Source organism: Klebsiella sp. JN_Kp127, from assembly GCF_040062505.1.
Taxonomy (GTDB): domain Bacteria; phylum Pseudomonadota; class Gammaproteobacteria; order Enterobacterales; family Enterobacteriaceae; genus Klebsiella; species Klebsiella quasipneumoniae.
This window is the reverse complement of the sequence record NZ_JBEAHS010000005.1, coordinates 129,157-153,270: the sequence shown is the minus strand read 5'-3', so window position 1 is coordinate 153,270 and position 24,114 is coordinate 129,157. Positions and strand designations below refer to the sequence as shown.

The following is a 24,114-nucleotide window of genomic DNA, read 5'->3' as shown; positions in this document are numbered from 1 at the left end:
TACGAACCGAGCGGTCGGAGGTTCGAATCCTCCCGGATGCACCATATTCTCCTTAACAACAGCGAAAATGTTGTTTCATGGTCTGCGAAATTATCGCCAGCACCAGGGTGGATAACGTTGCGTAAGCAACGGCCCGAAGGGCGAGGCGCAGCCGAGTCATCCTCCCGGATGCACCATATTCTCCTTAGCAACAGCCTTCTCCTTAGTAACAGCGAAAATGTTGTTTCATGGTCTGCGAAATTATCGCCAGCACCAGGGCGGATAACGTTGCGTAAGCAACGGCACCCTCTTCACGCTTCCCTCGCCATCCCGATAACCGCGTTTTTCATCCCAGTTTCATCCGACTTTTTTATTGGCAAGCCGCGCTTTCCACTATAATTTATCCTTGTATATCAGCGTTATCAGGCTGAGATAAATGCAAGGAGAGAAATCCATGAAATGGTTCAAAGCAATACCTGCTTTTTGCGCGACGCTGCTGGTGGCGACGGTCCTCGCTGGCTGTGCCGGTTCGTCCACCAAAGAAAGTACCGGCGGTTACATTGACGATACCGTGGTGACCACTAAGGTGAAAACGGCGCTCTTTAACGATAAAGACATCAAGTCCTCTGAAATCAGCGTCCAGACCTTTAAAGGCCGCGTCCAGCTGAGCGGATTTGTCTCCTCCGCGGAAAGCGCTAAACGGGCGGTGGAAGTCACCCGTCGGGTGCAGGGTGTGCGAATGGTCGAAAACGATCTGCGTATTAAATAAGGCCGTCTATCCGGTCTGATGCCTGAAGGCGCCTGTGGGCGCCTTTGTCGTCTGCGCCGCTGGCCGCGACAACGACCGGCTTTTGCGTTACAGTAACCATTCATTAACCGGTTGGTGAGAAGACGATGTACGAAGGTTACGCAGGACTGATCTTTGATATGGATGGCACCATCCTCGATACCGAGCCGACCCACCGTCAGGCATGGAACGAGGTGCTGGGCCGCTACGGTATGCGTTTCGACGAACAGGCGATGGTCGCCCTCAATGGCTCACCGACCTGGCGGATTGCCCAGGCGATTATTGAACTCAACCAGGCGGATCTCGATCCACATCGCCTGGCGCAGGAAAAAAACCTGGCCGTTAAGGCGATGCTGCTGGATAGCGTACGCCCATTGCCGCTGATCGAGGTGGTCAAAGCGTGGCACGGCCGTCGCCCGATGTCGGTCGGCACCGGTAGTGAAAGCGCCGTCGCCGAAGCGCTGCTGGCGCACCTGGGCCTGCGTCATTACTTCTCCGCGGTGGTGGCGGCCGATCATGTGGTCAACCATAAACCCGCGCCCGATACCTTCCTGCTGTGCGCCGAGCGCATGGGCGTCGCGCCGGAAAAATGCGTGGTCTTCGAAGATGCCGACTTTGGTCTGCAGGCGGCGAAGCGCGCGGGAATGGACGCTGTAGACGTGCGTTTGCTGTGAGCGACGCGCTGTCACTCCTCTCGCTGTTCGCCAGTAGCTTTTTAAGCGCCACGCTGCTTCCCGGCAATTCGGAGGTTGTGCTGGTTGCGATGCTTCTTACGGGGGTTAGTCATCCGTGGTGGTTAGTATTAATAGCAACAATCGGCAATAGCCTTGGAGGGGTAACTAACGTTATTCTGGGGCGCCTGTTTCCGCTGCGTAAAACCTCGCGCTGGCAGGAGCGGGCGGCCGGCTGGCTTAAGCGCTACGGCGCGGTGACGCTGTTGCTAAGCTGGGCGCCGGTTGTCGGCGATTTACTGTGTTTGCTGGCGGGATGGATGCGCATTTCCTGGGGACCGGTACTCTTTTTCTTATGTCTTGGAAAGGCGCTGCGCTATATCGTCATTGCGGCAGCGACGCTTCAGGGCATGACGTGGTGGCACTAATTGGACTGATAGTTCATCCATTACAATTATGCTTATTCAAACGATTTCGACAGGCGGGAGGTCAAATTGATCCCGGACGTATCACAGGCGCTGGCCTGGCTGGAAAAACATCCGCAGGCCCTGCAGGGTATTCAACGTGGTCTGGAGCGGGAGACGCTGCGCGTGAACGCAGACGGTACGCTGGCGACGACCGGTCACCCTCTGGCGTTAGGCTCAGCGCTGACGCATAAATGGATTACCACCGATTTTGCCGAAGCTTTACTCGAGTTTATTACGCCGGTGGACGGCGATATTGAGCATATGCTGACCTTTATGCGCGATGTCCATCGCTATACCGCGCGTCAGCTTGGTGACGAGCGGATGTGGCCGCTGAGCATGCCTTGCTATATCGCCCCCGGTCAGGATATTGAGCTGGCGCAGTACGGCACCTCTAACGTGGGACGCCTGAAAACGCTGTATCGCGAGGGGCTGAAGAACCGCTACGGCGCGCTGATGCAGACTATCTCCGGCGTGCACTATAACTTCTCGCTGCCGATGACTTTCTGGCAGGCGAAGTGCGGTGTGGAAGACGCTGAAAGCGGGAAAGAGGCCATTTCGGCAGGCTATTTCCGCACGATTCGTAACTACTATCGCTTTGGCTGGGTGATCCCGTATCTGTTCGGCGCCTCGCCGGCGATTTGCTCTTCATTCCTGCAAGGAAAGCCGACGACGCTGCCCTTTGAGGAGACGGGCAACGGCATGTACTACCTGCCGTACGCCACCTCGCTGCGCCTCAGCGACCTCGGTTATACCAATAAGTCGCAAAGCAATCTCGGAATTACGTTTAACGATCTGCACGAGTATGTGGCAGGATTGAAGCGCGCGATTAAAACGCCGTCGGAAGAGTACGCCAAAATCGGGCTGGAAAAAGACGGTAAGTATCTGCAGATCAACAGCAATATCCTGCAGATTGAAAACGAACTCTATGCGCCGATCCGCCCGAAACGCGTCACCCGTCGGGGCGAAACCCCGTCCGATGCGCTGCTGCGCGGCGGCATTGAGTACATTGAAGTGCGTTCGCTGGATATCAACCCGTTCTCGCCGATCGGCGTTGACGCCCAGCAGGTGCGTTTCCTCGATCTGTTTATGGTTTGGTGCGCGCTGGCCGACGCGCCGGAGATGAGCAGCGATGAGCTGCTGTGCACCCGCACCAACTGGAATCGGGTGATTCTGGAAGGCCGTAAGCCGGGCTTAACGTTGGGCATCGGCTGCGAAAGCGCGCAGTTCCCGCTGGCGCAGGTAGGTAAAGATCTGTTCCGCGATTTACGCCGCGTGGCGCAGACGCTGGACAGCATTCACGGCGGCGAGGCCTATCAACAGGTCTGCGATAAGCTGCTGGCCTGTTTTGACGATCCGGAATTAACCTTCTCAGCCCGCATTCTGCGTTCTATGATTGAAGAAGGGATTGGCGGAACCGGCCGTGCGCTGGCCGATCGTTACCGGACCCAGCTGCGTGAAGAGCCGCTGGAGATCCTGAGCGAAGAAGATTTCATCGCCGAGCGCGACGCGTCGGTGGCGCGACAGAAGAAAGTAGAAGCGGAAGACAGCGAGCCGTTTGAGGCGCTGTTGGCGCGGCACGCGTAGCGGTCGAAGCGCTGGAAAAGAAAAAGGCCACATCACTGTGGCCAAACTTTCATCTCTGATTCAGGGATGATGATGATAATAAATGCGCGTCTTTCATATACTGAGACTCGCGGCTGAACAAAGAGTTCATTTTATTTTAAAAAAATTCACTCCCGGAGGTGACGAATGCCGTTGTTAGATAGTTTCACAGTCGACCATACCCGAATGGAAGCCCCAGCGGTGCGTGTCGCGAAGAAAATGAACACGCCGCATGGCGATGAAATCACCGTATTCGATCTGCGCTTCTGCGTGCCGAACCAGGAAGTGATGCCGGAGCGCGGTATCCACACCCTGGAGCACCTGTTCGCCGGCTTTATGCGCGATCACCTGAACGGGAATGGCGTGGAAATTATCGACATTTCGCCGATGGGCTGCCGCACCGGGTTCTATATGAGCCTGATTGGTACGCCGGACGAGCAGCGCGTCGCCGACGCCTGGAAAGCGGCGATGGCCGACGTGCTGAAGGTGCAAGATCAGAACCAGATCCCGGAGCTGAACGTCTACCAGTGCGGGACCTATACCATGCACTCGCTGGAAGAGGCGCAGGAGATCGCTCGTCATATCATTGAGCGCGATGTGCGCATCAACAGCAACGACGAACTGGCGTTGCCGAAAGAAAAACTGCAGGAACTGCACATCTAGTGCTTCCGCCGCGGCCCGACGCCTGTCGCCGGGCCGCTCTCCCGACGCCGCCATGACGACCACCACCACCTTCTCCTTTCAGCACCGCCCGCTGGTGCCCTTTGCCCATGATTACGCTCACGGTGACCAGGAAGACTGGCATCAGCATGACTGCGCCCAGCTGCTGCATATTTTAAGCGGCGTGGTGCGGGTGGCGACGCCGGCAGGCTACTGGGTGGTGCCGCCCGGGCGCGGCGTCTGGCTGCCGGCGGGAACGCCCCACGCGCTGCGCATGACCGGCAACGTCGCGGCGCGCACGTTGTTTATCGATCCGCTGGCGCGCGCCGATCTTCCGGCGGGCTGCCAGATCGTCCAGATCACGCCGCTGCTGCGGGAACTGATCGTCTCTTCCCTGGCGCTGGCCGAGCGCTATGCCCCCGCCAGCCGCGACGAACGGATTTATGAGCTGATCCTCGATGAGATCCGCGGGATGGCGATCCTGCCGTTTGGCCTGCCGGAGCCGCAAAGCGAAACGCTGCGCCGGCTGTGCCAGCAGGTGCGCGAGGCGCCGGGCGACGTCTGGAGCAGCAGCCAGGCGGCGAAGGCGTGCAGCATGAGCGAGCGAACCCTGAACCGCCATTTTCAGCAGCAGACTAGCCTGACGTGGCGCGAGTGGGTGCGCCGGGCGAAGCTAATGGAAGCGTTGATTCGCCTGGCGCAGGGCCACTCCGTCCTGCGGGTGGCGCTGGAGCTGGGCTACGGCAGCCACAGCGCCTTCAGCGCCATGTTTCGTCGGGTGATGGGCGTCGCCCCCAGCGACTATTTTCGTCCGCCGGCCTGATCGGCGGCGCTGAGCGCATTGCACAGCGCCTGCAGCGAGGCGCGCGCCACGTCATTATCGATACCCACGCCCCAGTAGCTCTCTCCTTGCGGAAAAACGCAGCGGATATAGGCCACCGACCGGCTGTCGCTGCGCGCGCCGAGGGTATGCTCATGATAGTCCTTGATCATAAACGGCTGCCGAAACAGCGCGCTGAGGCCGCTGGCGGCGGCGGAGAGCAGGCCGTTGCCCTGGCCCTGCAGGCGTCGGGTTTCGCCGTGGTGACGTAGCGTCGCCTGCAGGGACAGCTGACCATCCTGCTGGCTGGCGCTCTGATAATCGACCAGCGTCAGCGCAGGCTGCGCCTGCAGCCCGTAGCGCGTGCGGAACAGCTGCCACAGCGCATGGTGGGTCATCTCTTTGCCGTCGCTATCGGTGGCCTGCTGAACGTGCTGGCTGAAGTCCTGCTGCAGCCCGCGGGGCAGCTTCAGACCATGATTTTGTTCGATAAGCCAGGCGCTGCCGCTTTTCCCCGACTGGCTGTTGACGCGGATCACCGCCTCATAGCTGCAGCCAATATCCTGCGGGTCAATGGGCAGGTAGGGCATCCGCCATGGGTCGCCAGGCTGACGGGCATCAAACCCTTTTTTGATCGCATCCTGATGGGAACCGGAGAAGGCAGTGTAGGCCAGACTTCCCGCCCACGGGTGGCGCGGGTGCACGGGGATCTGATTGCAGTTTTCCACCACTTCCACCACCCGGTTCATCTGCTCGAAGCGAAGCTCAGGGTCGACGCCCTGGCTGTAGAGGTTCATCGCCAGCGTCACCAGGCAGACGTTGCCGGTGCGTTCGCCGTTGCCGAACAGGCAGCCTTCCACCCGGTCGGCGCCGGCCATCACCGCCAGCTCGGCGCTGGCGACGCCGGTACCGCGGTCATTGTGAGGATGCACGCTGATGCAGACCTCGCCGCGGCGGGAGAAGTGGCGGCAAAAGTACTCGATCTGATCGGCATAGACGTTGGGGGTGTTGACCTCCACCGTCGCCGGCAGATTGACGATCATCGGTCGCTCGGCGCAGGGCTGCCAGACGTCCGCCACCGCTTCGCAAATCTCGAGCGCAAACTCCGGTTCGGTGAAGCAGAAGGTTTCAGGCGAATATTCATATTGCCAGCGGGTCTCCGGCTGTTGTTCGCACTGCTGGCGGATAAGCCGGGTGGCGCGGGTCGCGAGGGCGATCACCTCGGCCTTGTCCATGCCGAAAACCAGTTCGCGGAACAGCGGCGCGGTGGCGTTGTAGAGGTGGACGGTGGCCCGGCGGGCGCCGCGCAGCGCTTCAAAGGTTCGCAGGATCAGCGGGTCCCGCGCCTGGGTCAGCACCTGGATGGTGACCTCCTCCGGGATGCGCTGTTCGTCAATCAGCTGGCGGACAAAGTTGAAATCGGTTTGCGAGGCGGAAGGGAAGGCGACCTCAATCTCTTTAAAGCCGCACTCCAGCAGCAGATCCCAGAACTGCAGTTTGCGGGCGCTGTCCATGGGCTCCGCCAGCGCCTGGTTGCCGTCGCGCAGGTCGGTCGACAGCCAGCGCGGGGCGTGGCTGATTTGCCGGTCCGGCCAGCGGCGGTCGGGCAGGGTAATCGGCGGATAGGGACGGTACTTTTCAGCAGGATGGCTCAGCATAGTGTTCTCCTTAATAGTCAGCCTCTATCCTGCCCGAGCGCCGGCTGGCGGGCTTTCGCAAACGAGACAGAAACTAGCGAGAACTGGACAACCTGACGCCGTAAAAAAGGGACCCGCAGGTCCCTTAATGTGAGGCTTAGTGCGCGCCGCCGCCGCCGCCGCCGGCGCTGAACGGGGGTCTGGCGAACCATACCAGTCCCAACAGCAGGATGAAAATGGCCGCTGAGATCCAGAAGATTTCGTTGGCGGAGATAATCAGCCCCTGGTTGGTTATCTGCTGCGCTATCCAGCCGGACGCCTGCTGCTGCGTCATTCCCATCCCCTGCAGCTGATCGTAGATCTGCTGCGCGTTGGGGTTGAACGGCGTCACCGATTCGGTGAGCTGCGCATGGTGCAGCGCCTCGCGGTTGGTCCACAGGGTGGTGGTGATCGAGGTCCCGATGGAGCCGGCAAGAGTACGGGTGAAGTTCGACAAGCTCGACGCCGCCGCCAGCCGTTCCGGCGGCAGGCCGGAGAGGGTGATGGTGGTCAACGGCATGAAGAAGCAGGCTACCGCGAAGCCCTGGATAAACTGCGGCCACGCCGAGGCGCCAAAGTCCATCCCCGGTTCGAAGGTCCAGGCGCGCCAGTAGAAGCAGACGGCGTACATGATAAAGCTGAAGGTGACCAGCCGTCGCATATCGAGCTTATGCGCAAAGCGGCCGATAATCGGCGACAGAATGACCGGGATCACCCCCACCGGCGCTGACGCCAGGCCGGCCCAGGTCGCGGTGTAGCCGTAGACCTCCTGCAACAGCTGCGGCAGCAGCACGATGGCCCCGAAGTAGAGCATGTAGGCCAGGCTGATACAGAGGCAGCCGATGGTGAAGTTGCGCGACTTAAACAGCGACAGATCGACAATCGGGTTATCGTCGGTCAGCTCCCAGACGATCAGGAAGCTTATCGCCACCACCGCCACGATGGTCAGAATGATAATTTCATTGGAGGAGAACCAGTCCAGCTCTTTACCCCGGTCCAGCATCACCTGCAGGCTACCGATACCGATGATCAGCAGCGCCAGGCCGACGCCGTCGATACGCCGCTGTTCGGTTTTGGTTTCCCGGTTGCGCAGGGTCTGCAGGGTCATCAGCACCACCGCCACGCCAATGGGCACGTTGATAAAGAAGATCCATCCCCAGTGGTAGTTATCGCTGATATAGCCGCCGAGGATCGGGCCGCAGATGGGAGCGACGATCACCGTCATCGACCACAGCGCCAGGGCGATAGAGCGTTTCGCCGGCGGATAGTTGCTGAGCAACAGACTTTGCGACAGCGGGATCAGCGGCCCGGCAACAATCCCCTGAATGACGCGGAAGAAGATCAGCATCGTCAGGCTGTTGGAGACGCCGCAGGCCCAGGAGGCGATGGCGAAAGCGGTGGTGGACCACAGGAACAGCTTCACCTCGCCCACGCGCTTGGCCAGCCACCCGGTGATCGGAATGGAGATGGCGTTAGCGACCCCGAACGAGGTGATGACCCAGGTCCCCTGGCTCAGCGATGAGCCAAGGTTACCGGCGATGGTCGGGATCGCCACGTTGGCGATAGTGGAATCCAGCACCTGCATGAACGTCGCGAGCGACAGCGCAATGGTCATGATGACCAGCTGCGCGCCTTCCAGCGGTTTTTGCTGTTGCATTACACTCACCCCGAATTATCCGGCGTTGGCCTGAATGATCTCGTCTATCAGTTTATTGACCGGATCGAGAGCGATTTCGCGGGCATTGCTCTCGTAGACCGGGGAGCTCCGCACCTGGCTTGCCAGCATTTCGCCATCGCGATCGGTGGTGTTAACTTCCACCAGCGTCGAGAGGCCGATGCGCAGCGGGTGTTCCGCCAGCTGTTTTTCATCCAGCTCGATGCGGACCGGCAAGCGCTGTACCACTTTGATCCAGTTGCCGGTGGCGTTCTGCGCCGGCAACAGGGAGAAGGCGCTCCCGGTACCCATATCCAGACCAACCACCTTGCCGGTGTATTTCACGTCATCGCCATAGATGTCGCTGATTACGGTGGCCGGCTGGCCGATGCGCATATGCGCCAGCTGGGTCTCTTTAAAGTTAGCGTCGATCCACAGGTTGGTCGCCGGAACCACCGCCATCAGCGGCGTGGTGGTGCCGATCTGCGCCCCAGGCTGTACCGAGCGGCGGGAAACGTAGCCGCTAATCGGGCTGACGATCTGCGTACGCTGCAGGGCCAGCCAGGCGTTACGCACTTCAGTCGCCGCCTGCAGCACCGCCGGCTGCTGTTCCAGTTTGGTACCCAGCACGATCGCCTGGTTGGCGTTGTACTGCTGGATTGCCACGTCAAGCTCGGCCTGCGCGCTGGCGACGGTGTCGCGGGCGTGCTGCAGCTCTTCGCGGCCGATGAGGTTCGCGGCGCCCAGCGGGATGCGGCGGTTCAGGTCAGCCTGCGCCTGGGCGAGGGCGGTCTTTTTGACGTCAATATTCGCCTGCAGCTGCTTGCTGTTGATCATCTGCTGACGGGTTTGACGCACGCTGGCGGCCAGCTGCGTTTTGGCTTTCTCAAACGCCTGTTGGGCATCGGTCTGATCGAGAGTGACCAGCGGATCGCCTTTCTGCACATAGTCCGTGTTGTCTGCCCAGACTTTGGTCACGCTGCCCGAGACCTGGGCCATAATTTGTACCTGGTTCCCTGCCACGTAGGCATCGTCGGTCTCTTCGTAGTGACGCAGTACCAGAAACCAGTAAATCCCATATGCCACGGCAATAATAATGAAGAGCAATGTCAGCAACAGAAGGGCGCCTTTACGCTTCCCTTTTTTGCTGCCTGGTTGCTGCGGGGTTTGGCTCTCCGCATTTGCGCTCATGTTATTCTCCACGATCTTATTATTTCACATCGGCTGAGCCGACCTGTTTATCAGAAAGGCCAGCAGAGATCTGCTGGCCTGGCTGTTTTCCTTGTAACGTAAAAATGGGCTGAGCGACGCCGCCCTTAGCGTAGAGAGTCCGCCAGCACGCCTTCTTCTTCCATCTGGTCAAGGCGGCTCAGGAGTTTGCGGGTAATGTGTTCGAGCTGATCTTTTTCGCTGGTGCTGAGTGAAGACCACAGCTGGTGCAGGCAGTTATGCTGCGGCGGCAGGACTTCACGCAAAAACTGATGGCCCTTTTCGGTCAGCTGCAGATGCAGACAGCGACGATCGTTATCGCTCTCGCGGCGTTCAATCCAGCCGCGTTTTTCCAGTTCATCAGCGATACGGGTGGCGTTAGTACGCGACGAGCCCAGCGCACAGCTCAGCTCGGACGGCTGAATGCTGTGGTTTTCCTGCGACTCCAGCGTAATCAGCGCCATAAATAATGTCTCGTTAATTCCCTGCGCTTTGAGCATTTTATTGCGATTTTCCAGCAGCTTACCTTGCATATGCATGCAAAGACGAGTTAACAGAATCTCCTGGAACGGGAAATCTTCATGGCGGCTGGCGCGGAACTTGAGCATTTGCTCAATGGGAGTAAACGAACTATCCATTTGGGTATGACCTCATTAATTACAGCCGATATAATAACTATTGTGACAAATAAATCAAATGAATTATTGACCAAAATTGATACGCAAAGCTTAGAGCCCGCTGGCGATTTTCCAGGCCAGACCGTAGGCCAACGCCGACAGCAGGGTCGGGATAATAATGCTGCGGGTTTTCCAGAAGGCGCCCCCCAGCACCAGGAAGCCGATCAGCGTCGGCGCCAGGCGATGGGCATCGGCGAGGATCTCCGGCACGCTGGAGACCACCAGCAGCGCGCAAATCGAGGCGATGCCGATGGTATCCAGCAGCACGCTGACCGGGCCACGACGGGCAGGCTGGGCATGGCCCGCGCGCAGACGCAGGGGAAGATAACGAAACAGATAGTTCACGCCGCCGACAATCACTCCGAGCAGAAGGACCTCACTGTTCATCCGGCATCCCCTTCAGCATGGCCTGGACCAGCGCCGTCAGACACCCGCAGACAATCCCGGCGAGGATCGCCGCCGGAATGGAAAATAACAGAATGCCGCCCAGCGCGCCCGCCAGCGCCGCCGTGACGCACAGCGATTGCTGGCGCTGGAAAGAGGCCAGCAGGAAGCTCATAAACAGCGCCGGCAGCATAAAGCCGAGCGCGGCTTCCACCGCCGGATAATCCACCAGCAGGCCGTTGCCGGACCAGGCGCCGGCCAGCGTGCCGCACACCCACGATGCCCATGAGGTAAACGCGAGACCGAGCATCCAGTTTTCGCTCCAGCGTCGGTTGTCGCGAACCAGCCTGGCGGTGGCGGCGGCGAAAACCTCATCGGTCAGGCCGAAGGCCCAGAGGGCGGTCTTCTTTTTGTCCAGCGCGGTATGAATGCGGCTGCGCAGCGAGGGGCCATACAGCACGTGGCGGACGTCCATCGCCATCACCGTCAGGGCGGCGACCCACAGCGAACTGCCGGCGGCCAGCATGGCGGTGATCACAAACTGGCTGGCGCCGGCGTAAATAATGCAGGAGAAAAACAGGCTTTCCAGCGGGGTGAAACCCAGCCGGGTGGCGTTCAGTCCGAAGGCGAATGCCACCGGAAGGTAGCTGATGACGATGGGGAGACTGTCTTTAATGCCTTCGCCGACGGTAGCGACACGTTCAGGTAAGGCACAGGTTAAGGGCGCGGGGTTTTCCATATGAATAACTTATCGCTGGATCCATGTGAAGGTGGCAAATTGACCGATGTCCCCACCTTAACAGAGCGCGACGCGCCTTAACACTATGAAAATGCCCGCAATCCGCTTTTCCATGACCCTGACGGGATGAAAGGCGGGGAAGGGGCCCGGATAAGGCGCCAGGCCTTATCCGGGGGCGGGTTACTGCTGCGCGGCGAGCGCGGCTTTCACCCAGCTGTCGAACAGCGGCTGGTGGGCTTTGATCCAACCATCAACATGACCGTTAATGTCGGCTTCGGAAGCATGGCCTTCGTGCATCATCGCATTCTCGGCGTTGATGTCGGCGATCGGCAGCTTCATGACGCTAAACAGGGTGGCGGCGGCCGGATTTTTCTCCGCCCAGGCTTTGTTGGCGACGATGTGCATGCTGTTCACCGGGAAGCCATAGTTGGCGCCGTTGGCCAGTTTGGTGTCGATGTTTTTCTGCTCGCCCGGCAGGGAGGAGAACGGCACCTGCAGCCAGACGACGTCTTTGCCGGGCTTCAGCACGTCGCTAACCCAGTACGGCGTCCAGGTGTAGTAGAGCACCGGTTTACCCTCTTTATAGCGGGCGATGGTGTCGGCCATCATCGCCGCGTAGTTGCCCTGGTTATGGGTGACGGTTTTGCTCAGGCCATAGGCGTCAATCTGGTGGTTAATCACCGCTTCGCAGCCCCAGCCTGGTGTACAGCCGGTGAGGTCCGCTTTACCGTCGTTGTTAGTATCAAACAGTTTGGCGATCTGCGGATCTTTGAGCTGATCGATAGAGGTGATGTGGTACTGCTCGGCGGTTTTTTTATCGATCAGATAGCCCTGGGCGGCGCCTGAGACGTACACCCCCTTGCGGTAAAATTTGTTATCACCGCCCGCAGCGGCGTACATGTCATCGTGCAGCGGCTGCCAGTTGGTGGCGATAAAGGTAGTATCCCCGGCGGCAATCGAGGTATAGGCGACGTTATAGTCCACTTCGCTCGGTTTTTCGACGGTGTAGCCAAGCTTCTCCAGCGCGCGGCTGACCAGCAGGGTCTGGAAGCTCTCTTCGGAGATAGTGCTCTGGGCCGGCTTGACGGTAATTCCTTTGCCCGGCAGGTCGGCGGCGAAGGCGCTGGTGGCGATCAGGGTGGCAAAGGCGGCGGTGGCCATCATCGTGCTATGTCGCATGGTGGTTCCTCTTATTGTTTAACGGGAAGGCGGCCCCCCGGCATCGGCTGGTGTCAGGGAGCGGCGCTGTTATCGACTTATCGACAGAAAGGGCGAGTGAGAAGCCCCAGCGGGCCGGTGGTGTACCAGCGGCGGTTGCCGCGACTGCGGGCGTCGCGGCCGACGGCCTGGGTGAGGCGGTCAAGAATAATCGCCAGGATCACGATCCCCACGCCGCCGACGGTGGCCAGGCCCATATCCAGGCGGCCAATGCCGCGCAGCACCATCTGGCCAAGACCGCCGACGGCGATCATCGAGGCGATCACCACCATCGACAGGGCCAGCATTAGCGTCTGGTTAACCCCGGCCATAATGGTGGGCATCGCTAGCGGCAGCTGAACTTTAAACAGCAGCTGGCGCGGGCTGGCGCCAAACGAGCGCGACGCTTCGATCAGATCCGCAGGCACCTGGTTTATCCCGAGGATGGTCAGACGGACGATCGGCGGCAGGGCGAAGATAATCGTCACCACCACGCCGGGCACGTTGCCGATGCCGAACAGCATCACGATCGGCACCAGGTAGACGAAGGCCGGCGTGGTCTGCATGGCATCCAGCAGCGGGCGGATAATTTTCGCCGCTCGCGGACTGCGCGCCAGCCAGATCCCCAGCGGCAGGCCGATGATCATGCAGAACAGCAGGGCGGTGAGGACCAGCGCCAGGGTGACCATCGCCTGCGACCACGCGCCGATGGCGCCGATGGCAATCAGCGAGACCAGGGTGGCGACCCCCATGCCGAGGCTGGAGATCTGCCAGGCGATCAGCGCGAAGACGATAATTGCCACCGGCGCCGGCATCCCCAACAGCAGCTGCTGGAAGGCGCTGAGGATGTAGTCGATCGGCACGCGGATCCCCTGGAACAGCGGGCGGAAGTGCAGCACGATCCAGTCGATGGCGTGGGTCACCCAGCTGTCGAGCGGGATCAGGGTCTTATGGAACGGATCCATGATATTGAACTGTTCCGGCTGCGGCGCCGGGGCGCTGTGCAGCCAGTCGGCGCCGCCGCTATTAGTCGGCGCGGCAGTTGAGGCGCCACCCCAGGCGTCAGCAGCCTGAGCGGCGCTGTCGGTTGCCGGGGCGCTGTCCCACGGATTGGTTTGATCAGCCATGATTCACCCCCTCGCGATCTAAAGCCTGGAGCAACATTCGTTTGGAAATGATGCCGATATATTGTTGTTCTTCATCCACCACCGGGACGGCGCACGGGGCGTGGCCGACGTGGGAGAGCAGATCGCTGAGCGGCGTTTGCGCCTCCACCGCCAGCGGGGCGTCAATCAGCGCCGCCTCGATCCCCTGGCCGGCGCTGAGCGCGGTTTTCAGAGAATCGATCGAGACAATCCCGACAAAGCGATTACCGCGCTCAATGACATAGCCATATTCCCGGTCTTCATCCTGTAATAATTTCAGCGCAGAGCGGGGGCCAAAACCTGGCGTTTTACGAATCAGGCCGACCGGGCTACGACGGGCAATATCTTTCGCGCTGAAGACCTGGCTAATATCGACGCCGCGGAAGAAGGTGCGGACATAATCATTGGCCGGATTATTCAATATTTCATCCGGAGTGCCGACCTGAACCACTTCGCCATTTTGCATAATGGCGATACGATCGCCAATTCGCATGGCTTCATCAAGGTCATGGGAAATAAAGACAATAGTACGCTGATGCTTAGCCTGTAATTTGATCAGCTCATCCTGCATTTCGGTGCGAATGAGCGGATCGAGCGCGGAGAAGGCTTCATCCATTAAGAGAATATCGGGATTAATCGCCAGGGCGCGGGCTAAACCGACGCGCTGACGCATCCCGCCGGAGAGTTCATCCGGCCAGGCGTGGGCATAATTCTCCAGCCCCACCTGACGCAGCGCTTCCCGAGCTTTTTGCTCTCGCTCAGCGGCCGGGACGCCGGCAAGCGCCATGCCAAACGCCGTATTGTCGAGCACGCTCATGTGCGGCATTAGCGCAAAGGACTGAAAAACCATCGCAATTTTTTTACGACGCACCTCGCGCAGCTCGGCGTCCGACATTTTGGCGATATCGACCCCGTCAATCAGCACCTGGCCGCGGGTGGGTTCAATCAGGCGATTGAGAAGGCGAACCATGGTGGATTTCCCCGAGCCGGAGAGCCCCATGATGACGAATATCTCGCCTTCTTCAATGGCCAGACTGGCGTCTTTGACGCCAAGCGACAGCCCCGTTTTTTCCAGTATTTGCGCTTTGTTGAGTCCTTTCTCAATATATTTGAAAGCACGATGAGGGTGCTCGCCAAATATCTTATAAAGATTTTTGATTTCTAATTTAATTGCCATGCAATAGAGAAGTTCCTGTTATTTGTTTATTGCGATATGGTACCCAATGGTGATAATGATCTTTTTACACCCTAACATACTCAGATTCTGTGACAACCCTCAATGGCAAACTCTCGGCAAAATGGAGGGAGGGACATGGCGGCACAGCCCCCGTGATATAAGGGCTGAGCGGTAATTTGTTGTGGGTAATATTTTTTGATTATCTTTGGATAATTAGACTGAAATGGACCGGTTTTCTGCTAAATATGACGAAGTGATGACGGTTAGACCATGGAGAGAATATTTGGTGGATTAATCGCGATTCTGTGAAATTGATCACCAGGAATATGCGGGCGATATTCCTGGTGAAAGTACGGTTAAAAGTCCCAGTCGTCGTCGGCGGTCTCTTCCATTTTTCCTATCACGTAGGAGGAGCCGGAGCCGGAGAAAAAGTCGTGGTTTTCATCGGCGTTGGGTGACAGCGCCGCGAGGATCGCCGGGTTAACCGCCGCCATCTCCGCCGGGAACAGCGCCTCGTAGCCGAGGTTCATCAGCGCTTTGTTGGCGTTGTAGCACAGGAAGGCGCTGACGTCGTCGAACCAGCCGCTCTCGCCGTACAGTTCCCGGCTGTAGGCCAGCTCGTTGTCGTACAGATCCATCAGCAGATCGAGGGCGAAGTTTTTTAATTCTTCGCGCTTACCGGGGCTGACGATCTCCAGCCCTTTCTGATACTTGTAGCCGATGTAATAGCCATGCACCGCTTCATCGCGAATGATCAGGCGGATCAGATCCGCGGTATTGGTCAGTTTTCCCCGACTGGAGAAGTGCATCGGCAACCAGAAGCCGGAATAGAAGAGAAAGGATTCGAGAAACACGCTGGCGATTTTTTTCTTCAGCGGCTCGTCGGCCTGATAGTAGCCCAGCATCAGCTGCGCTTTGCGCTGCAGGGGTTCGCAGCTTTCGCTCCAGGCGAAGGCGGCATCCACCTCTTTGCTGTGGCACAGCGTGGAAAAGATGGAGCTGTAAGAGCGGGCATGAACCGCTTCCATAAAGCTGATATTCGACAGCACCGCCTCCTCATGCGGGGTCAGAGCGTCCGCCATCAGCGCCGGCGCGCCGATGGTGTTCTGAATGGTATCGAGCAGGGTCAGCCCGGTAAAAACGCGAATGGTCAACTGTTGCTCCGCCGCGCTGAGGGTTTGCCAGGCGGGAATGTCGTTCGACAGCGGCACTTTCTCCGGCAGCCAGAAGTTGCTGGTGAGACGATTCCACACCTCCAGATCTTTATCGTCATCGATGCGGTTCCAGTTGATCGCGCTGACGCGCGTTAAATGGGTCATCCTGTTCTCCTTACAGCGCGCAGGACACGCAGCCTTCAATTTCAGTGCCTTCCAGCGCCAGCTGGCGCAGTCGGATGTAGTACAGCGTCTTAATGCCTTTCTTCCAGGCGTAGATTTGCGCCTTGTTGATATCGCGGGTGGTGGCGGTATCCGGGAAGAACAGGGTCAGCGACAGCCCCTGATCGACGTGGCGCGTCGCCTCGGCGTAGGTGTCGATGATCTTCCGGGGGCCTATCTCGTACGCATCCTGGTAGAGGGCCAGATTATCGTTATTCATAAACGGCGCGGGGTAGTACACCCGTCCGGTTTTCCCCTCTTTGCGGATCTCAATCTTCGAGACGATCGGGTGAATGCTGGAGGTAGCATGGTTGATGTACGAGATCGAGCCGGTGGGCGGCACCGCCTGCAGATAGCGGTTGTAAATGCCATAGCGCATGACGTCGTCGCGCAGCTGGCGCCAGCTTTCCCGGTCGGGCAGGGAGATGCCGGCGCGGGCGAACAGCGCGCGGACCCGTTCGGTTTTCGGCTGCCACGACTCCTGCAGATATTTGTCGAAGTATTCCCCGCTGGCGTAGCGCGACTGCCCGAAGCCGGCGAAGCGCTGGCCGCGCTCGCGGGCCAACAGCATCGAGGTGTGCAGCGCGTGCCAGGTCACGGTGTAGAAGTAGATATTGGTGAAGTCCAGCCCCTCCGGGCTGCCGTAGGCAATGCCTTCCCGCGCCAGGTAGCCGTGAAGATTCATCTGCCCCAGGCCGATGGCGTGGGAGGCGGCGTTGCCGGCCGCCACGGAGGGGACCGACTGAATGTGGCTCATGTCGGACACGGCGGTCAGGGCGCGCACCGCGGTGGCGATAGTGAGGCCGAAATCCGGCGAGTCCATGGTGTGGGCGATGTTCAGCGAGCCGAGGTTGCAGGAAATATCTTCCCCGATATGGGCATAGCTGAGATCTTCATTATAGGCGGACGGCGTACTGACCTGCAGGATCTCGGAACACAGATTGCTCATGGTGACCCGCCCGGCCACCGGACTGGCGCGGTTCACCGTGTCTTCAAACATGATGTACGGGTAGCCGGATTCAAACTGGATCTCCGCCAGGCGCTGGAACAGGTCGCGGGCGCGGATCCAGCGTTTGCGAACCCGATCGTCGGCTACCAGCTGTGGATAGAGGTCGCCGATGGCGCAGTCGGCGAAGGGTTTGCCGTACAGCCGTTCGACATCATACGGCGAGAAGAGCGCCATCTGCGCGTCTTCTTTCGCCAGCTGGAAGGTGATGTCAGGGATCACCACCCCCAGCGACAGGGTTTTGATGCGGATTTTCTCATCGGCATTTTCACGCCGGGTATCAAGGAAGCGCAAAATATCGGGATGGTGAACGTGCAGCCAGACCGCCCCCGCCCCCTGGCGGGCGCCGAGCTGGTTGGCATAGGAGAAGGCGTCCTCCAGCATCTTCATCACCGGCACCACGCCGGAGGACTGATTTTCGATGCGCTTGATCGGCGCCCCGGCCTCGCGCAGATTGGAGAGTAAAAAGGCCACGCCGCCGCCGCGCTTCGACAGCTGCAGCGCCGAGTTCACCGCCCGGCCGATGGACTCCATATTATCTTCAATGCGCAGCAGGAAGCAGGAGATCAGCTCCCCGCGCTGCTGTTTGCCGGCGTTAAGGAAGGTGGGCGTGGCCGGCTGGAAGCGGCCGCTGAGTATCTCCTCCGTCAGCTGCCGCGCCTGCTGTTCATCGCCCCGGGCCAGCGTCAGGGCCACCATTACGCTGCGTTCCGCGAAATCCTCGAGGTAGTGCTTGCCGTCAAAGCTCTTCAGCGCGTAGCTGGTATAGAACTTCCAGGCGCCGAGGAAGGTCTGGAAGCGAAACGCGGCGCGCCGGGCATGGGCGAACAGCGCCAGCACAAACCCGCGATCATAGCCGGCCAGCAGCTGGGGATCGTAATAGCCCTCGCGGACGAGCCAGCTGAGTTTATCCTCCTGGCTGGCAAAGGCGAGGGTGTTGGGCTGAACCTGGGTCGCCATAAAAGCCTCAACCGCCTGGCGATCTTTCTCAAACGGGATGCGGCCCTCGCTGTCGTACAAATTCAGCATCGCATTGAGGGCGTGAAAATCCACGGCGGCGTTTATACGTTCTGCGGTTGTCGTTGCCAAAATTCGCTGACTCCTTTACGCACGTTATCGATATCGTCGGGGGTTCCCATCAGCTCGAAGCGGTAGAGATAGGGCACGGCGCATTTCTGCGCGATGACATCCCCGGCGCGCCCCCAGGCGTCGCCAAAGTTGCGATTGCCGGCGGCAATCACCCCGCGGATCAGCCGACGGTTATGTACGTCGTTTAAAAAGCGGATCGCCTGACGCGGCACGGCGCCGGCGGTACCGCCGCCGCCATAGCTGGGAACGATGAGAATATAGGGCTCGTCTACCTGCAGAGGTTCACGCTCGTTCAGCGGGATGCGCACCGCCGGCAGCCCCAGGCGCTGCACAAAGCGATGGGTGTTCTCCGAACGGCTGGAGAAGTAGACGATGAGGCTCATGCGCTGGCCGCCGCGACGGAGGGGCGCAGGCGATTGATCATATCCGGGCGGAAGCCGCTCCAGCGCAGGTCGCCGGCGATCACCACCGGCAGCTGGCGAAACCCCTGCTCGCGCAGGGTGTCGGCGGCATCCGGCTGCTGGTCGACGTTGACCATTTCAAAGGCCAGTCCCCGGCTCTCCATGGCTCGTCGGGTGGCATGGCACTGCACGCAGTCATTTCGAGTGTAAATAGTAATGCGCATGATTCGTATTTCCATTTAAGATAACAACACGGCGCTAAACGTAGCGTCGAACGTTGTGGGCCATTCGATAAGGAAATACTAGATGTAGTTATTTAAAACTTCAACCACTCAATATATAGCGTTTTTAGCAAACAATTCCCCCGCCGGGGTGGCCAGGCGGAGGAGGGGGAAGGCTGCGCGAAACTACAGACGCATGGCGACGGCGAGGCGGTTAAAGGCGTTCATCAGGCTGATGGCGAAGGTGAGATCGCTTATCTGACGTGGGGTAAAATGTTCGCGCAGCGGCAGGTAAACCTCATCTTCCGCATGGCTGGCGGCGATGTCGGTGACCGACTCGGCCCAGGCAAGCGCCGCGCGTTCGCCAGGGGTAAAATGGTCGCTCACCCGCCAGCCGGCCAGGGCATCCAGCTTGCTCTGCGCCATGCCGCCTTTGCGCAGCGCCTGGCTGTGCTTCTCAAGGCAGAAGGCGCAGCCGTTGATCTGCGACACGCGTAAATAGACCAGCTCCACCAGGGCGCTGCCCAGCTCGCTTTTCTCCAGCGCGAGGCTGGCCTGCACCAGCCCTTTATAGACTTCCGGGCTCAGTTCACTGAATGGCTGACGTAATTGGCTCATGGTGTTCTCCTCTCTAAGACGGCAGCCAAAATAGCACTATAATGGACTGCAAAAGATAGCCATATTGTGATGAAAAAAGCAGACCATAATGGAAGCCAGCCACCTCCCTCTCTATCAACGCATCGCCCGCCAGCTGAAATCCGCCATTGAACGTGGCGAACTGGCTCCGGGCAGCCGTCTGCCCGCCAGCCGGGTGTTTGCCCAGGAGCAGGGCGTCTCCCGGGCGACCATCGAAAACGCCTGGGGCGAACTGGTCGCCCAGGGCTGGCTCGAGCGACGCGGGCAGGCGGGAACCTTTGTCAGCGAGCGGCTCAGTCCGCGCCAGCTGGCGCCAGTGCCGCCAGCGCAGCCTGCCGCGCCGGCGGAGCCGTTGCCGTTTCAGATGGGGCTCCCGGCGCTGGATCTCTTTCCGCGCGGGCTGTGGGCGCGGGTGATGGGGCGCCGGCTGCGGACGCAGTCGCGGTTCGATCTGGCGCCCGGCGATCCCGGCGGCGACCCGCTTCTGCGTCAGGCGATCGTCGACTATCTGCGCCTGTCGCGCAGTATCGACTGCCAGCCGGAGCAGGTCCTGATCGCCGGCAACTATGCCACCGCCATAAACCTGATCCTGCGTACCCTGGCGCAGCCGGGGCAGCATATGTGGATGGAGGATCCGGGATATCCCTTTATCCGCCCGGTGGTCGAGGCCGGGCAGCTGGTGGTGGATGCGATCCCGGTGGACGACGAAGGGATGGATATCGCCTGGGGCCAGCGCCATCACCCGCAGGCGCGGTTTGCCCTGCTCACCCCGGCGCATCAGAGTCCGTTGGGAGTGGCGCTCTCGCTGCCCCGGCGTCGCCAGCTGTTGGCATGGGCCGCAGAGCGTGACGCCTGGATAATTGAGGATGATTACGATAGCGAGTTTCGCTATCGCGGCAAACCGCTGCCGCCGCTGAAAAGCCTTGATGCGCCACAGCGGGTCATCTACGCGGGCACCTTCAGTAAGTCGATGTTTCCGGCGCTGCGCACCGCCTGGCTGGTGGTGCCGACCGCGCTGGCTGCGCGCTTTCACCAGACCGTGGAGCGCCAGCCCTGCACCGTTCCCACCCTGTGGCAGCAGACGCTGGCGGATTTTATCCAGCAGGGCCATTTCTGGCGTCATCTGAAAAAAATGCGCGCCAGCTACAGCCAGCGCAGGGAGTGGCTGGAGTCGGCTCTGCAGGCGCAGGGCTTTCAGGTCACGCCGCAGCAAGGGGGGATTCAGCTGGTCATGCCCGTCAACGGCGACGATCGCCTGCTGGCCCAACGGGCGGTGGCGGGCGGGCTGGCGGTACAGGCGTTGAGCGACTGGCGGATGCGCCATACCGGCGAGGGGGGATTACTGATGAGTTTTACCAATATTCGCTCGCCGGCAATGGCTGGCGCGCTGGCCCGGCGGCTGAGGGAGGCGATCGGCGTCGGCGGCGTCACGCCCGCTGGCGTATAAAAAACCCCTGCGGCCAGAGGCGCGCAGGGGCTGACGCGTATTTGTTATCTTCATTGCTTTCCGTGAAGCAGGCGGGCTTCCGCGCGCTTATCGCGCGGCGGCAGCAAACGCTATAGCTATTATCGACGTAAATTGAGCAATACGCCAATAAATACCCCGACGGCGGCGGCGGCGCCCACGCTGTGCCACGGTTTATTGCGCACGTAGGTGTCGGCGCAGCCCAGCGCATCGCACGCTGCCTGGCGCGCATCCAGCGCCGCCTGCTGCACCCGGTTGTGGCCATTAAGGCGGGCGCGGGTCTCTTTTAACAGCGACTGCGCTTTGGCACGCGCCGCTTCCGCTTCCTCTTTCGCGTCACTGCCCCACGATTTCAGCACCTCTTCCAGCGTGTCCGCTAATTGGCTGACATCGTTATGAATATCTTCGGCATTCTCGTCAAAATTGTTGCGGTTCACATGGTTAGCCATCGTTATCTCCCTTAATTCCATCGAGTGAGTAAGTGTAGGACAAGATTTTGAATTATGCTTACTGCTGTGGTTTCTGGAATATTCCGAAAGCACTGCCCTTAATGAATAAGGTAAGGTCAATGTGCGGTAAAAGATAACGAGGAATCAGTATGTATTTAAGACCCGATGAGGTGGCGCGTGTTCTTGAAAAAGCCGGCTTCACCATGGATGTTGTGACGCAAAAAGCGTACGGCTATCGCCGCGGCGATAATTATGTTTATGTGAACCGCGAAGCGCGCATGGGGCGAACAGCGTTAGTTATTCATCCAGCGTTAAAAGAGCGCAGCAATATGCTGGCTGAACCGGCTTCAGATATCAAAACCTGCGACCATTATGAACAGTTTCCGCTGTATTTAGCCGGGGATGCGCAGCAGCATTATGGTATTCCGCACGGCTTTAGCTCACGCATGGCGCTTGAGCGTTTTCTTAATGGTCTGTTTGGCGAAGCCCAGCCGGCCATGTCGACGAATTAATTCGCTGGATAAAGACCCGGGAGAAGCTGGCTGGCGGGAGGAAGCGACTGGCAGAGCCAGTCGCTGTTAACGTGTCGGTCAGGCTTTTGCCTGCTGGTAGGGCGCCACGCGGAACAGGCGGCGGCAATAGTCGAGGAAGTAGCCGTAAGCGGCGCCCATCATCATTGAAACCGCCAGGTTCGAGCTCACCGCAGCGACAATCTGGTGCCAGTCCGCACCCACGCTCCACAGAATGGCGACATAAACCGGCGACTGGAAGGTCACGTAGGCCAGCACGTCGGCCATATTTTTCATCCAGCCGGCCGGAGTGATGCGCCGGGCCTGACGCATCGCGAAGTCGCGATAAATCCCGTAAGGGACAGCGATAATAATGTTGACCGGGATCGCCACCAGGCGCGACGATAACGACTGCTCAAACGTCATACCAGAGAGAAAAATTTCGATCATCATGTTGACGACGGTGCAGTAAACCACCATCGCAAAGGTGTCTGCAACCGCATGCCGCAAGCGTGAGTGCGCAGAGAACATCGGAGTGCTCCTCGAAAATGAAGTCAATAACGCCGAAAAATGCGCGTTGGTATAGCGTTTTTGGGCTGCCTGTTTTGATGTGCGTAGAGTATATCTCTGCATTAAAAGTGGCAACTAGCTATAAATTTTTATTTATTGCCTTTTTGTCGATAAAATACTCTGCGAAGGTCGGTTTTTTGCCCGTTACGCTACTTTTAGTGCTGGTTTTATTAAATTCTTTTAATTTCAAATGGTTGTGTTGTTTTGTGCCATGATATCTGACCAGGGGGTCGGTATCTGACCGCCCGCTGTGGCGCAAAATCGCGTTAGCCTGTGATGAGGGTCATGTTTAGATGTTTTTATGCCATTATGCCGGTTTTTGTGGTGAAAAATTCTAAAACGATATGTGGCGTTTTATTCTGAATGACTGAGTAACTATTCATTTGGCCACGCGGAGAGGGCCTGCGCATTCACCGACGATAAGAGGATAACCCGCTGACCATAAAGGTAATATCGCCTTCTTGATATATTTTCCTATCTCACCATCCGCCGCTTTTATTTATTCAGGGTCTTATTGGCCTGCGCTGGCGAAAAAGAACCGGGGATTTCCCGATATAAGGTAGGTGGAAAAGGTTTACTCTCTGCATAATATATTTATCTGGATAACCGAAGGCTGGAAATAAATAAACGTTTCTATTACACTTGCCGCGTTGTGTCTTTTAATTTGCTATTTGGAAATTTTTAATTTTATGTCTTCAATGTTACACAAACTGAATAATATCCGTTCACTGCGCGCGCTGTCCCGTGAATTCTCCATTGACGTGCTTGAAGAGATGCTGGAAAAGCTCAGGATCGTCACTGAAGAAATACGTACGCAACAGCAGCTGGCAGCGCAGCAGCAGGCGGAATATCAGGAAAAAGTGAATACCTGGCTTGAGCTGATGCGCGCCGACGGTATTTCTCCTGACGAGCTGGTGGCCGATATTCAGCCGCCGATGGCGGGCGGTAAAAAGCGCAAACCGCGCCCGGCGAAATATCGTTATACCGATCATACCGGCGCCGAGAAAACCTGGACCGGCCAGGGAAGAATGCCGAAGCCGATTGCCCAGGCGGTCGCCGAGGGGAAATCGCTGGACAGCTTTTTAATTTAAAACCGATGCGGCCAGCGCCGCGACGGCGGAAAGACCCACCGCCCGGCCTGGCCTTATGACCTGCAGCGAGGGGCTTCAGCAGACGCCGAAGTCCCCCTCTTCCTGATAGGACGTCACCTCGTCTGACTTCAGCGTATAGCGTTCTCCCTGCTCCTGCGCGGCCTGAACCACCACCAGATCCTCGCCCTGCACTTCGACCACTTTCAGTTTTGGCCCGCCCGCACGCGGTTGTACCAGATCGCCGACAGAAAACATCATTCACTCCTCATTGTTAATACCACGGATGAACCTAAACCATAGCTCAACGCCCGCGCACTGAACACCGGGTGTGCTCTTTTTTGTTAAAACAATTTGGAGGTATATGTATTAATGTTGTTAATGTTTTGCTGGCGCCATACCGCTGCTGACAAGGGGGACGGCGAGGGTAGGGTTACCATCAATCAGGTCAGGAAAGACA

The 24,114-nt window shown here is 58.8% G+C and carries 26 protein-coding genes; 9 read left to right on the top strand and 17 right to left on the bottom strand.

Features of this window, described 5'->3' with window-relative positions; all coding sequences use genetic code 11:
• Positions 1–433: 433 nt before the first annotated feature.
• The 6 genes from ABLV04_RS04225 (at position 434) to ABLV04_RS04200 (ending at position 4,989) form a co-directional block, all read left to right on the top strand.
• On the top strand, positions 434–748 hold the full coding sequence (locus ABLV04_RS04225; protein ID WP_023290762.1) for a BON domain-containing protein: 315 nt from the start codon (positions 434–436) through the stop codon (positions 746–748).
• Between the two features lie 125 nt (positions 749–873).
• On the top strand, positions 874–1,440 hold the full coding sequence (yqaB, locus tag ABLV04_RS04220; RefSeq protein ID WP_109882481.1) for a fructose-1-phosphate/6-phosphogluconate phosphatase: 567 nt from the start codon (positions 874–876) through the stop codon (positions 1,438–1,440).
• A complete protein-coding gene (locus ABLV04_RS04215; RefSeq protein ID WP_023290761.1) occupies positions 1,437–1,865 on the top strand; it encodes a YqaA family protein in 429 nt (142 codons plus the stop codon). The genes yqaB and ABLV04_RS04215 overlap by 4 nt, the downstream gene beginning before the upstream one ends.
• A gap of 66 nt (positions 1,866–1,931) precedes the next feature.
• Positions 1,932–3,488: a glutamate--cysteine ligase gene (gene gshA / locus ABLV04_RS04210; RefSeq protein ID WP_180266281.1), complete on the top strand. Its 1,557-nt coding sequence runs from the start codon at positions 1,932–1,934 to the stop codon at positions 3,486–3,488.
• A gap of 165 nt (positions 3,489–3,653) precedes the next feature.
• A complete protein-coding gene (luxS, locus tag ABLV04_RS04205; protein ID WP_023290759.1) occupies positions 3,654–4,169 on the top strand; it encodes an S-ribosylhomocysteine lyase in 516 nt (171 codons plus the stop codon).
• Between the two features lie 52 nt (positions 4,170–4,221).
• Positions 4,222–4,989 (top strand): helix-turn-helix transcriptional regulator, encoded by a 768-nt coding sequence (locus ABLV04_RS04200; protein WP_032456498.1) that lies wholly within the window; start codon positions 4,222–4,224, stop codon positions 4,987–4,989.
• Here the strand turns inward: ABLV04_RS04200 and leuA are convergent.
• From leuA to ABLV04_RS04130, 14 genes are all read right to left on the bottom strand, one after another.
• The gene (leuA, locus tag ABLV04_RS04195) at positions 4,968–6,644 is read right to left on the bottom strand and encodes a 2-isopropylmalate synthase (protein ID WP_023290757.1); all 1,677 of its coding nucleotides are present in this window, start codon (positions 6,642–6,644) and stop codon (positions 4,968–4,970) included. The genes ABLV04_RS04200 and leuA overlap by 22 nt on opposite strands.
• A 136-nt stretch (positions 6,645–6,780) precedes the next feature.
• On the bottom strand, positions 6,781–8,319 hold the full coding sequence (emrB, locus tag ABLV04_RS04190; RefSeq protein ID WP_002914342.1) for a multidrug efflux MFS transporter permease subunit EmrB: 1,539 nt from the start codon (positions 8,317–8,319) through the stop codon (positions 6,781–6,783).
• Positions 8,320–8,334: 15 nt separating this feature from the next.
• A complete protein-coding gene (emrA, locus tag ABLV04_RS04185) occupies positions 8,335–9,507 on the bottom strand; it encodes a multidrug efflux MFS transporter periplasmic adaptor subunit EmrA (protein WP_004205697.1) in 1,173 nt (390 codons plus the stop codon).
• A gap of 125 nt (positions 9,508–9,632) precedes the next feature.
• Positions 9,633–10,163, bottom strand: coding sequence for a transcriptional repressor MprA (gene mprA / locus ABLV04_RS04180; RefSeq protein WP_002914337.1), 531 nt, complete (start codon positions 10,161–10,163; stop codon positions 9,633–9,635).
• Between the two features lie 90 nt (positions 10,164–10,253).
• Positions 10,254–10,589: an L-valine transporter subunit YgaH gene (ygaH, locus tag ABLV04_RS04175; protein WP_072413487.1), complete on the bottom strand. Its 336-nt coding sequence runs from the start codon at positions 10,587–10,589 to the stop codon at positions 10,254–10,256.
• A complete protein-coding gene (locus tag ABLV04_RS04170; RefSeq protein ID WP_180266280.1) occupies positions 10,579–11,325 on the bottom strand; it encodes an AzlC family ABC transporter permease in 747 nt (248 codons plus the stop codon). The genes ygaH and ABLV04_RS04170 overlap by 11 nt, the downstream gene beginning before the upstream one ends.
• Positions 11,326–11,505: 180 nt before the next feature.
• On the bottom strand, positions 11,506–12,504 hold the full coding sequence (gene proX / locus ABLV04_RS04165) for a glycine betaine/L-proline ABC transporter substrate-binding protein ProX (RefSeq protein ID WP_180266279.1): 999 nt from the start codon (positions 12,502–12,504) through the stop codon (positions 11,506–11,508).
• 77 nt (positions 12,505–12,581) lie between these two features.
• A complete protein-coding gene (proW, locus tag ABLV04_RS04160) occupies positions 12,582–13,649 on the bottom strand; it encodes a glycine betaine/L-proline ABC transporter permease ProW (RefSeq protein ID WP_087775231.1) in 1,068 nt (355 codons plus the stop codon).
• Positions 13,642–14,844, bottom strand: a complete 1,203-nt coding sequence (gene proV / locus ABLV04_RS04155; RefSeq protein WP_002914328.1) for a glycine betaine/L-proline ABC transporter ATP-binding protein ProV — start codon at positions 14,842–14,844, stop codon at positions 13,642–13,644. The genes proW and proV overlap by 8 nt, the downstream gene beginning before the upstream one ends.
• 356 nt (positions 14,845–15,200) lie before the next feature.
• Complete coding sequence (nrdF, locus tag ABLV04_RS04150) at positions 15,201–16,163, bottom strand: class 1b ribonucleoside-diphosphate reductase subunit beta (protein ID WP_032453806.1); 963 nt, start codon at positions 16,161–16,163, stop codon at positions 15,201–15,203.
• A gap of 10 nt (positions 16,164–16,173) precedes the next feature.
• Positions 16,174–18,315: a class 1b ribonucleoside-diphosphate reductase subunit alpha gene (nrdE, locus tag ABLV04_RS04145; protein ID WP_064155055.1), complete on the bottom strand. Its 2,142-nt coding sequence runs from the start codon at positions 18,313–18,315 to the stop codon at positions 16,174–16,176.
• Positions 18,288–18,698, bottom strand: coding sequence for a class Ib ribonucleoside-diphosphate reductase assembly flavoprotein NrdI (gene nrdI / locus ABLV04_RS04140; RefSeq protein WP_023290751.1), 411 nt, complete (start codon positions 18,696–18,698; stop codon positions 18,288–18,290). The genes nrdE and nrdI overlap by 28 nt, the downstream gene beginning before the upstream one ends.
• Positions 18,695–18,940: a glutaredoxin-like protein NrdH gene (gene nrdH / locus ABLV04_RS04135; RefSeq protein ID WP_048298086.1), complete on the bottom strand. Its 246-nt coding sequence runs from the start codon at positions 18,938–18,940 to the stop codon at positions 18,695–18,697. Before nrdH ends, nrdI begins: the two co-directional genes overlap by 4 nt.
• 183 nt (positions 18,941–19,123) lie before the next feature.
• Positions 19,124–19,555, bottom strand: coding sequence for a carboxymuconolactone decarboxylase family protein (locus tag ABLV04_RS04130; RefSeq protein WP_023290749.1), 432 nt, complete (start codon positions 19,553–19,555; stop codon positions 19,124–19,126).
• Positions 19,556–19,643: 88 nt separating this feature from the next.
• Here ABLV04_RS04130 and ABLV04_RS04125 point away from each other — a divergent pair, with 88 nt between their 5' ends.
• The gene (locus tag ABLV04_RS04125) at positions 19,644–21,020 is read left to right on the top strand and encodes a PLP-dependent aminotransferase family protein (RefSeq protein WP_180266278.1); all 1,377 of its coding nucleotides are present in this window, start codon (positions 19,644–19,646) and stop codon (positions 21,018–21,020) included.
• Between the two features lie 119 nt (positions 21,021–21,139).
• Here the strand turns inward: ABLV04_RS04125 and ABLV04_RS04120 are convergent, their stop codons facing one another.
• Positions 21,140–21,487, bottom strand: a complete 348-nt coding sequence (locus ABLV04_RS04120; RefSeq protein WP_032432206.1) for a DUF883 family protein — start codon at positions 21,485–21,487, stop codon at positions 21,140–21,142.
• Between the two features lie 149 nt (positions 21,488–21,636).
• Between ABLV04_RS04120 and ABLV04_RS04115 the strand changes: the two genes are divergently transcribed.
• Positions 21,637–21,999 carry a DUF2002 family protein gene (locus ABLV04_RS04115; RefSeq protein ID WP_002914291.1) on the top strand — a complete coding sequence of 121 codons (363 nt, stop codon included), beginning with the start codon at positions 21,637–21,639 and terminating at the stop codon, positions 21,997–21,999.
• 78 nt (positions 22,000–22,077) lie between these two features.
• Here the strand turns inward: ABLV04_RS04115 and alaE are convergent, their stop codons facing one another.
• A complete protein-coding gene (gene alaE / locus ABLV04_RS04110; RefSeq protein WP_004205719.1) occupies positions 22,078–22,527 on the bottom strand; it encodes an L-alanine exporter AlaE in 450 nt (149 codons plus the stop codon).
• Positions 22,528–23,255: 728 nt separating this feature from the next.
• Between alaE and stpA the strand changes: the two genes are divergently transcribed.
• Positions 23,256–23,657 (top strand): DNA-binding protein StpA, encoded by a 402-nt coding sequence (gene stpA / locus ABLV04_RS04105; protein WP_023290746.1) that lies wholly within the window; start codon positions 23,256–23,258, stop codon positions 23,655–23,657.
• Positions 23,658–23,732: 75 nt separating this feature from the next.
• Here stpA and ABLV04_RS04100 read toward each other — a convergent pair whose 3' ends face one another.
• Positions 23,733–23,912 (bottom strand): hypothetical protein, encoded by a 180-nt coding sequence (locus ABLV04_RS04100; protein ID WP_023290745.1) that lies wholly within the window; start codon positions 23,910–23,912, stop codon positions 23,733–23,735.
• Positions 23,913–24,114: the final 202 nt, after the last annotated feature.

Coding starts and splice junctions, on each gene's coding strand:
- proV (WP_002914328.1), bottom strand. CDS start 14,844: ATGGCAATTAAATTAGAAATCAAAAATCTTTATAAGATATTTGGCGAG.
- mprA (WP_002914337.1), bottom strand. CDS start 10,163: ATGGATAGTTCGTTTACTCCCATTGAGCAAATGCTCAAGTTCCGCGCC.
- yqaB (WP_109882481.1), top strand. CDS start 874: ATGTACGAAGGTTACGCAGGACTGATCTTTGATATGGATGGCACCATC.
- ABLV04_RS04125 (WP_180266278.1), top strand. CDS start 19,644: ATGGAAGCCAGCCACCTCCCTCTCTATCAACGCATCGCCCGCCAGCTG.
- ABLV04_RS04115 (WP_002914291.1), top strand. CDS start 21,637: ATGTATTTAAGACCCGATGAGGTGGCGCGTGTTCTTGAAAAAGCCGGC.
- ABLV04_RS04200 (WP_032456498.1), top strand. CDS start 4,222: ATGACGACCACCACCACCTTCTCCTTTCAGCACCGCCCGCTGGTGCCC.
- stpA (WP_023290746.1), top strand. CDS start 23,256: ATGTCTTCAATGTTACACAAACTGAATAATATCCGTTCACTGCGCGCG.
- nrdF (WP_032453806.1), bottom strand. CDS start 16,163: ATGACCCATTTAACGCGCGTCAGCGCGATCAACTGGAACCGCATCGAT.
- ygaH (WP_072413487.1), bottom strand. CDS start 10,589: ATGAACAGTGAGGTCCTTCTGCTCGGAGTGATTGTCGGCGGCGTGAAC.
- emrA (WP_004205697.1), bottom strand. CDS start 9,507: ATGAGCGCAAATGCGGAGAGCCAAACCCCGCAGCAACCAGGCAGCAAA.
- leuA (WP_023290757.1), bottom strand. CDS start 6,644: ATGCTGAGCCATCCTGCTGAAAAGTACCGTCCCTATCCGCCGATTACC.
- proX (WP_180266279.1), bottom strand. CDS start 12,504: ATGCGACATAGCACGATGATGGCCACCGCCGCCTTTGCCACCCTGATC.
- ABLV04_RS04170 (WP_180266280.1), bottom strand. CDS start 11,325: ATGGAAAACCCCGCGCCCTTAACCTGTGCCTTACCTGAACGTGTCGCT.
- emrB (WP_002914342.1), bottom strand. CDS start 8,319: ATGCAACAGCAAAAACCGCTGGAAGGCGCGCAGCTGGTCATCATGACC.
- ABLV04_RS04225 (WP_023290762.1), top strand. CDS start 434: ATGAAATGGTTCAAAGCAATACCTGCTTTTTGCGCGACGCTGCTGGTG.
- luxS (WP_023290759.1), top strand. CDS start 3,654: ATGCCGTTGTTAGATAGTTTCACAGTCGACCATACCCGAATGGAAGCC.
- ABLV04_RS04120 (WP_032432206.1), bottom strand. CDS start 21,487: ATGGCTAACCATGTGAACCGCAACAATTTTGACGAGAATGCCGAAGAT.
- nrdH (WP_048298086.1), bottom strand. CDS start 18,940: ATGCGCATTACTATTTACACTCGAAATGACTGCGTGCAGTGCCATGCC.
- ABLV04_RS04100 (WP_023290745.1), bottom strand. CDS start 23,912: ATGTTTTCTGTCGGCGATCTGGTACAACCGCGTGCGGGCGGGCCAAAA.
- ABLV04_RS04130 (WP_023290749.1), bottom strand. CDS start 19,555: ATGAGCCAATTACGTCAGCCATTCAGTGAACTGAGCCCGGAAGTCTAT.
- nrdI (WP_023290751.1), bottom strand. CDS start 18,698: ATGAGCCTCATCGTCTACTTCTCCAGCCGTTCGGAGAACACCCATCGC.
- proW (WP_087775231.1), bottom strand. CDS start 13,649: ATGGCTGATCAAACCAATCCGTGGGACAGCGCCCCGGCAACCGACAGC.
- alaE (WP_004205719.1), bottom strand. CDS start 22,527: ATGTTCTCTGCGCACTCACGCTTGCGGCATGCGGTTGCAGACACCTTT.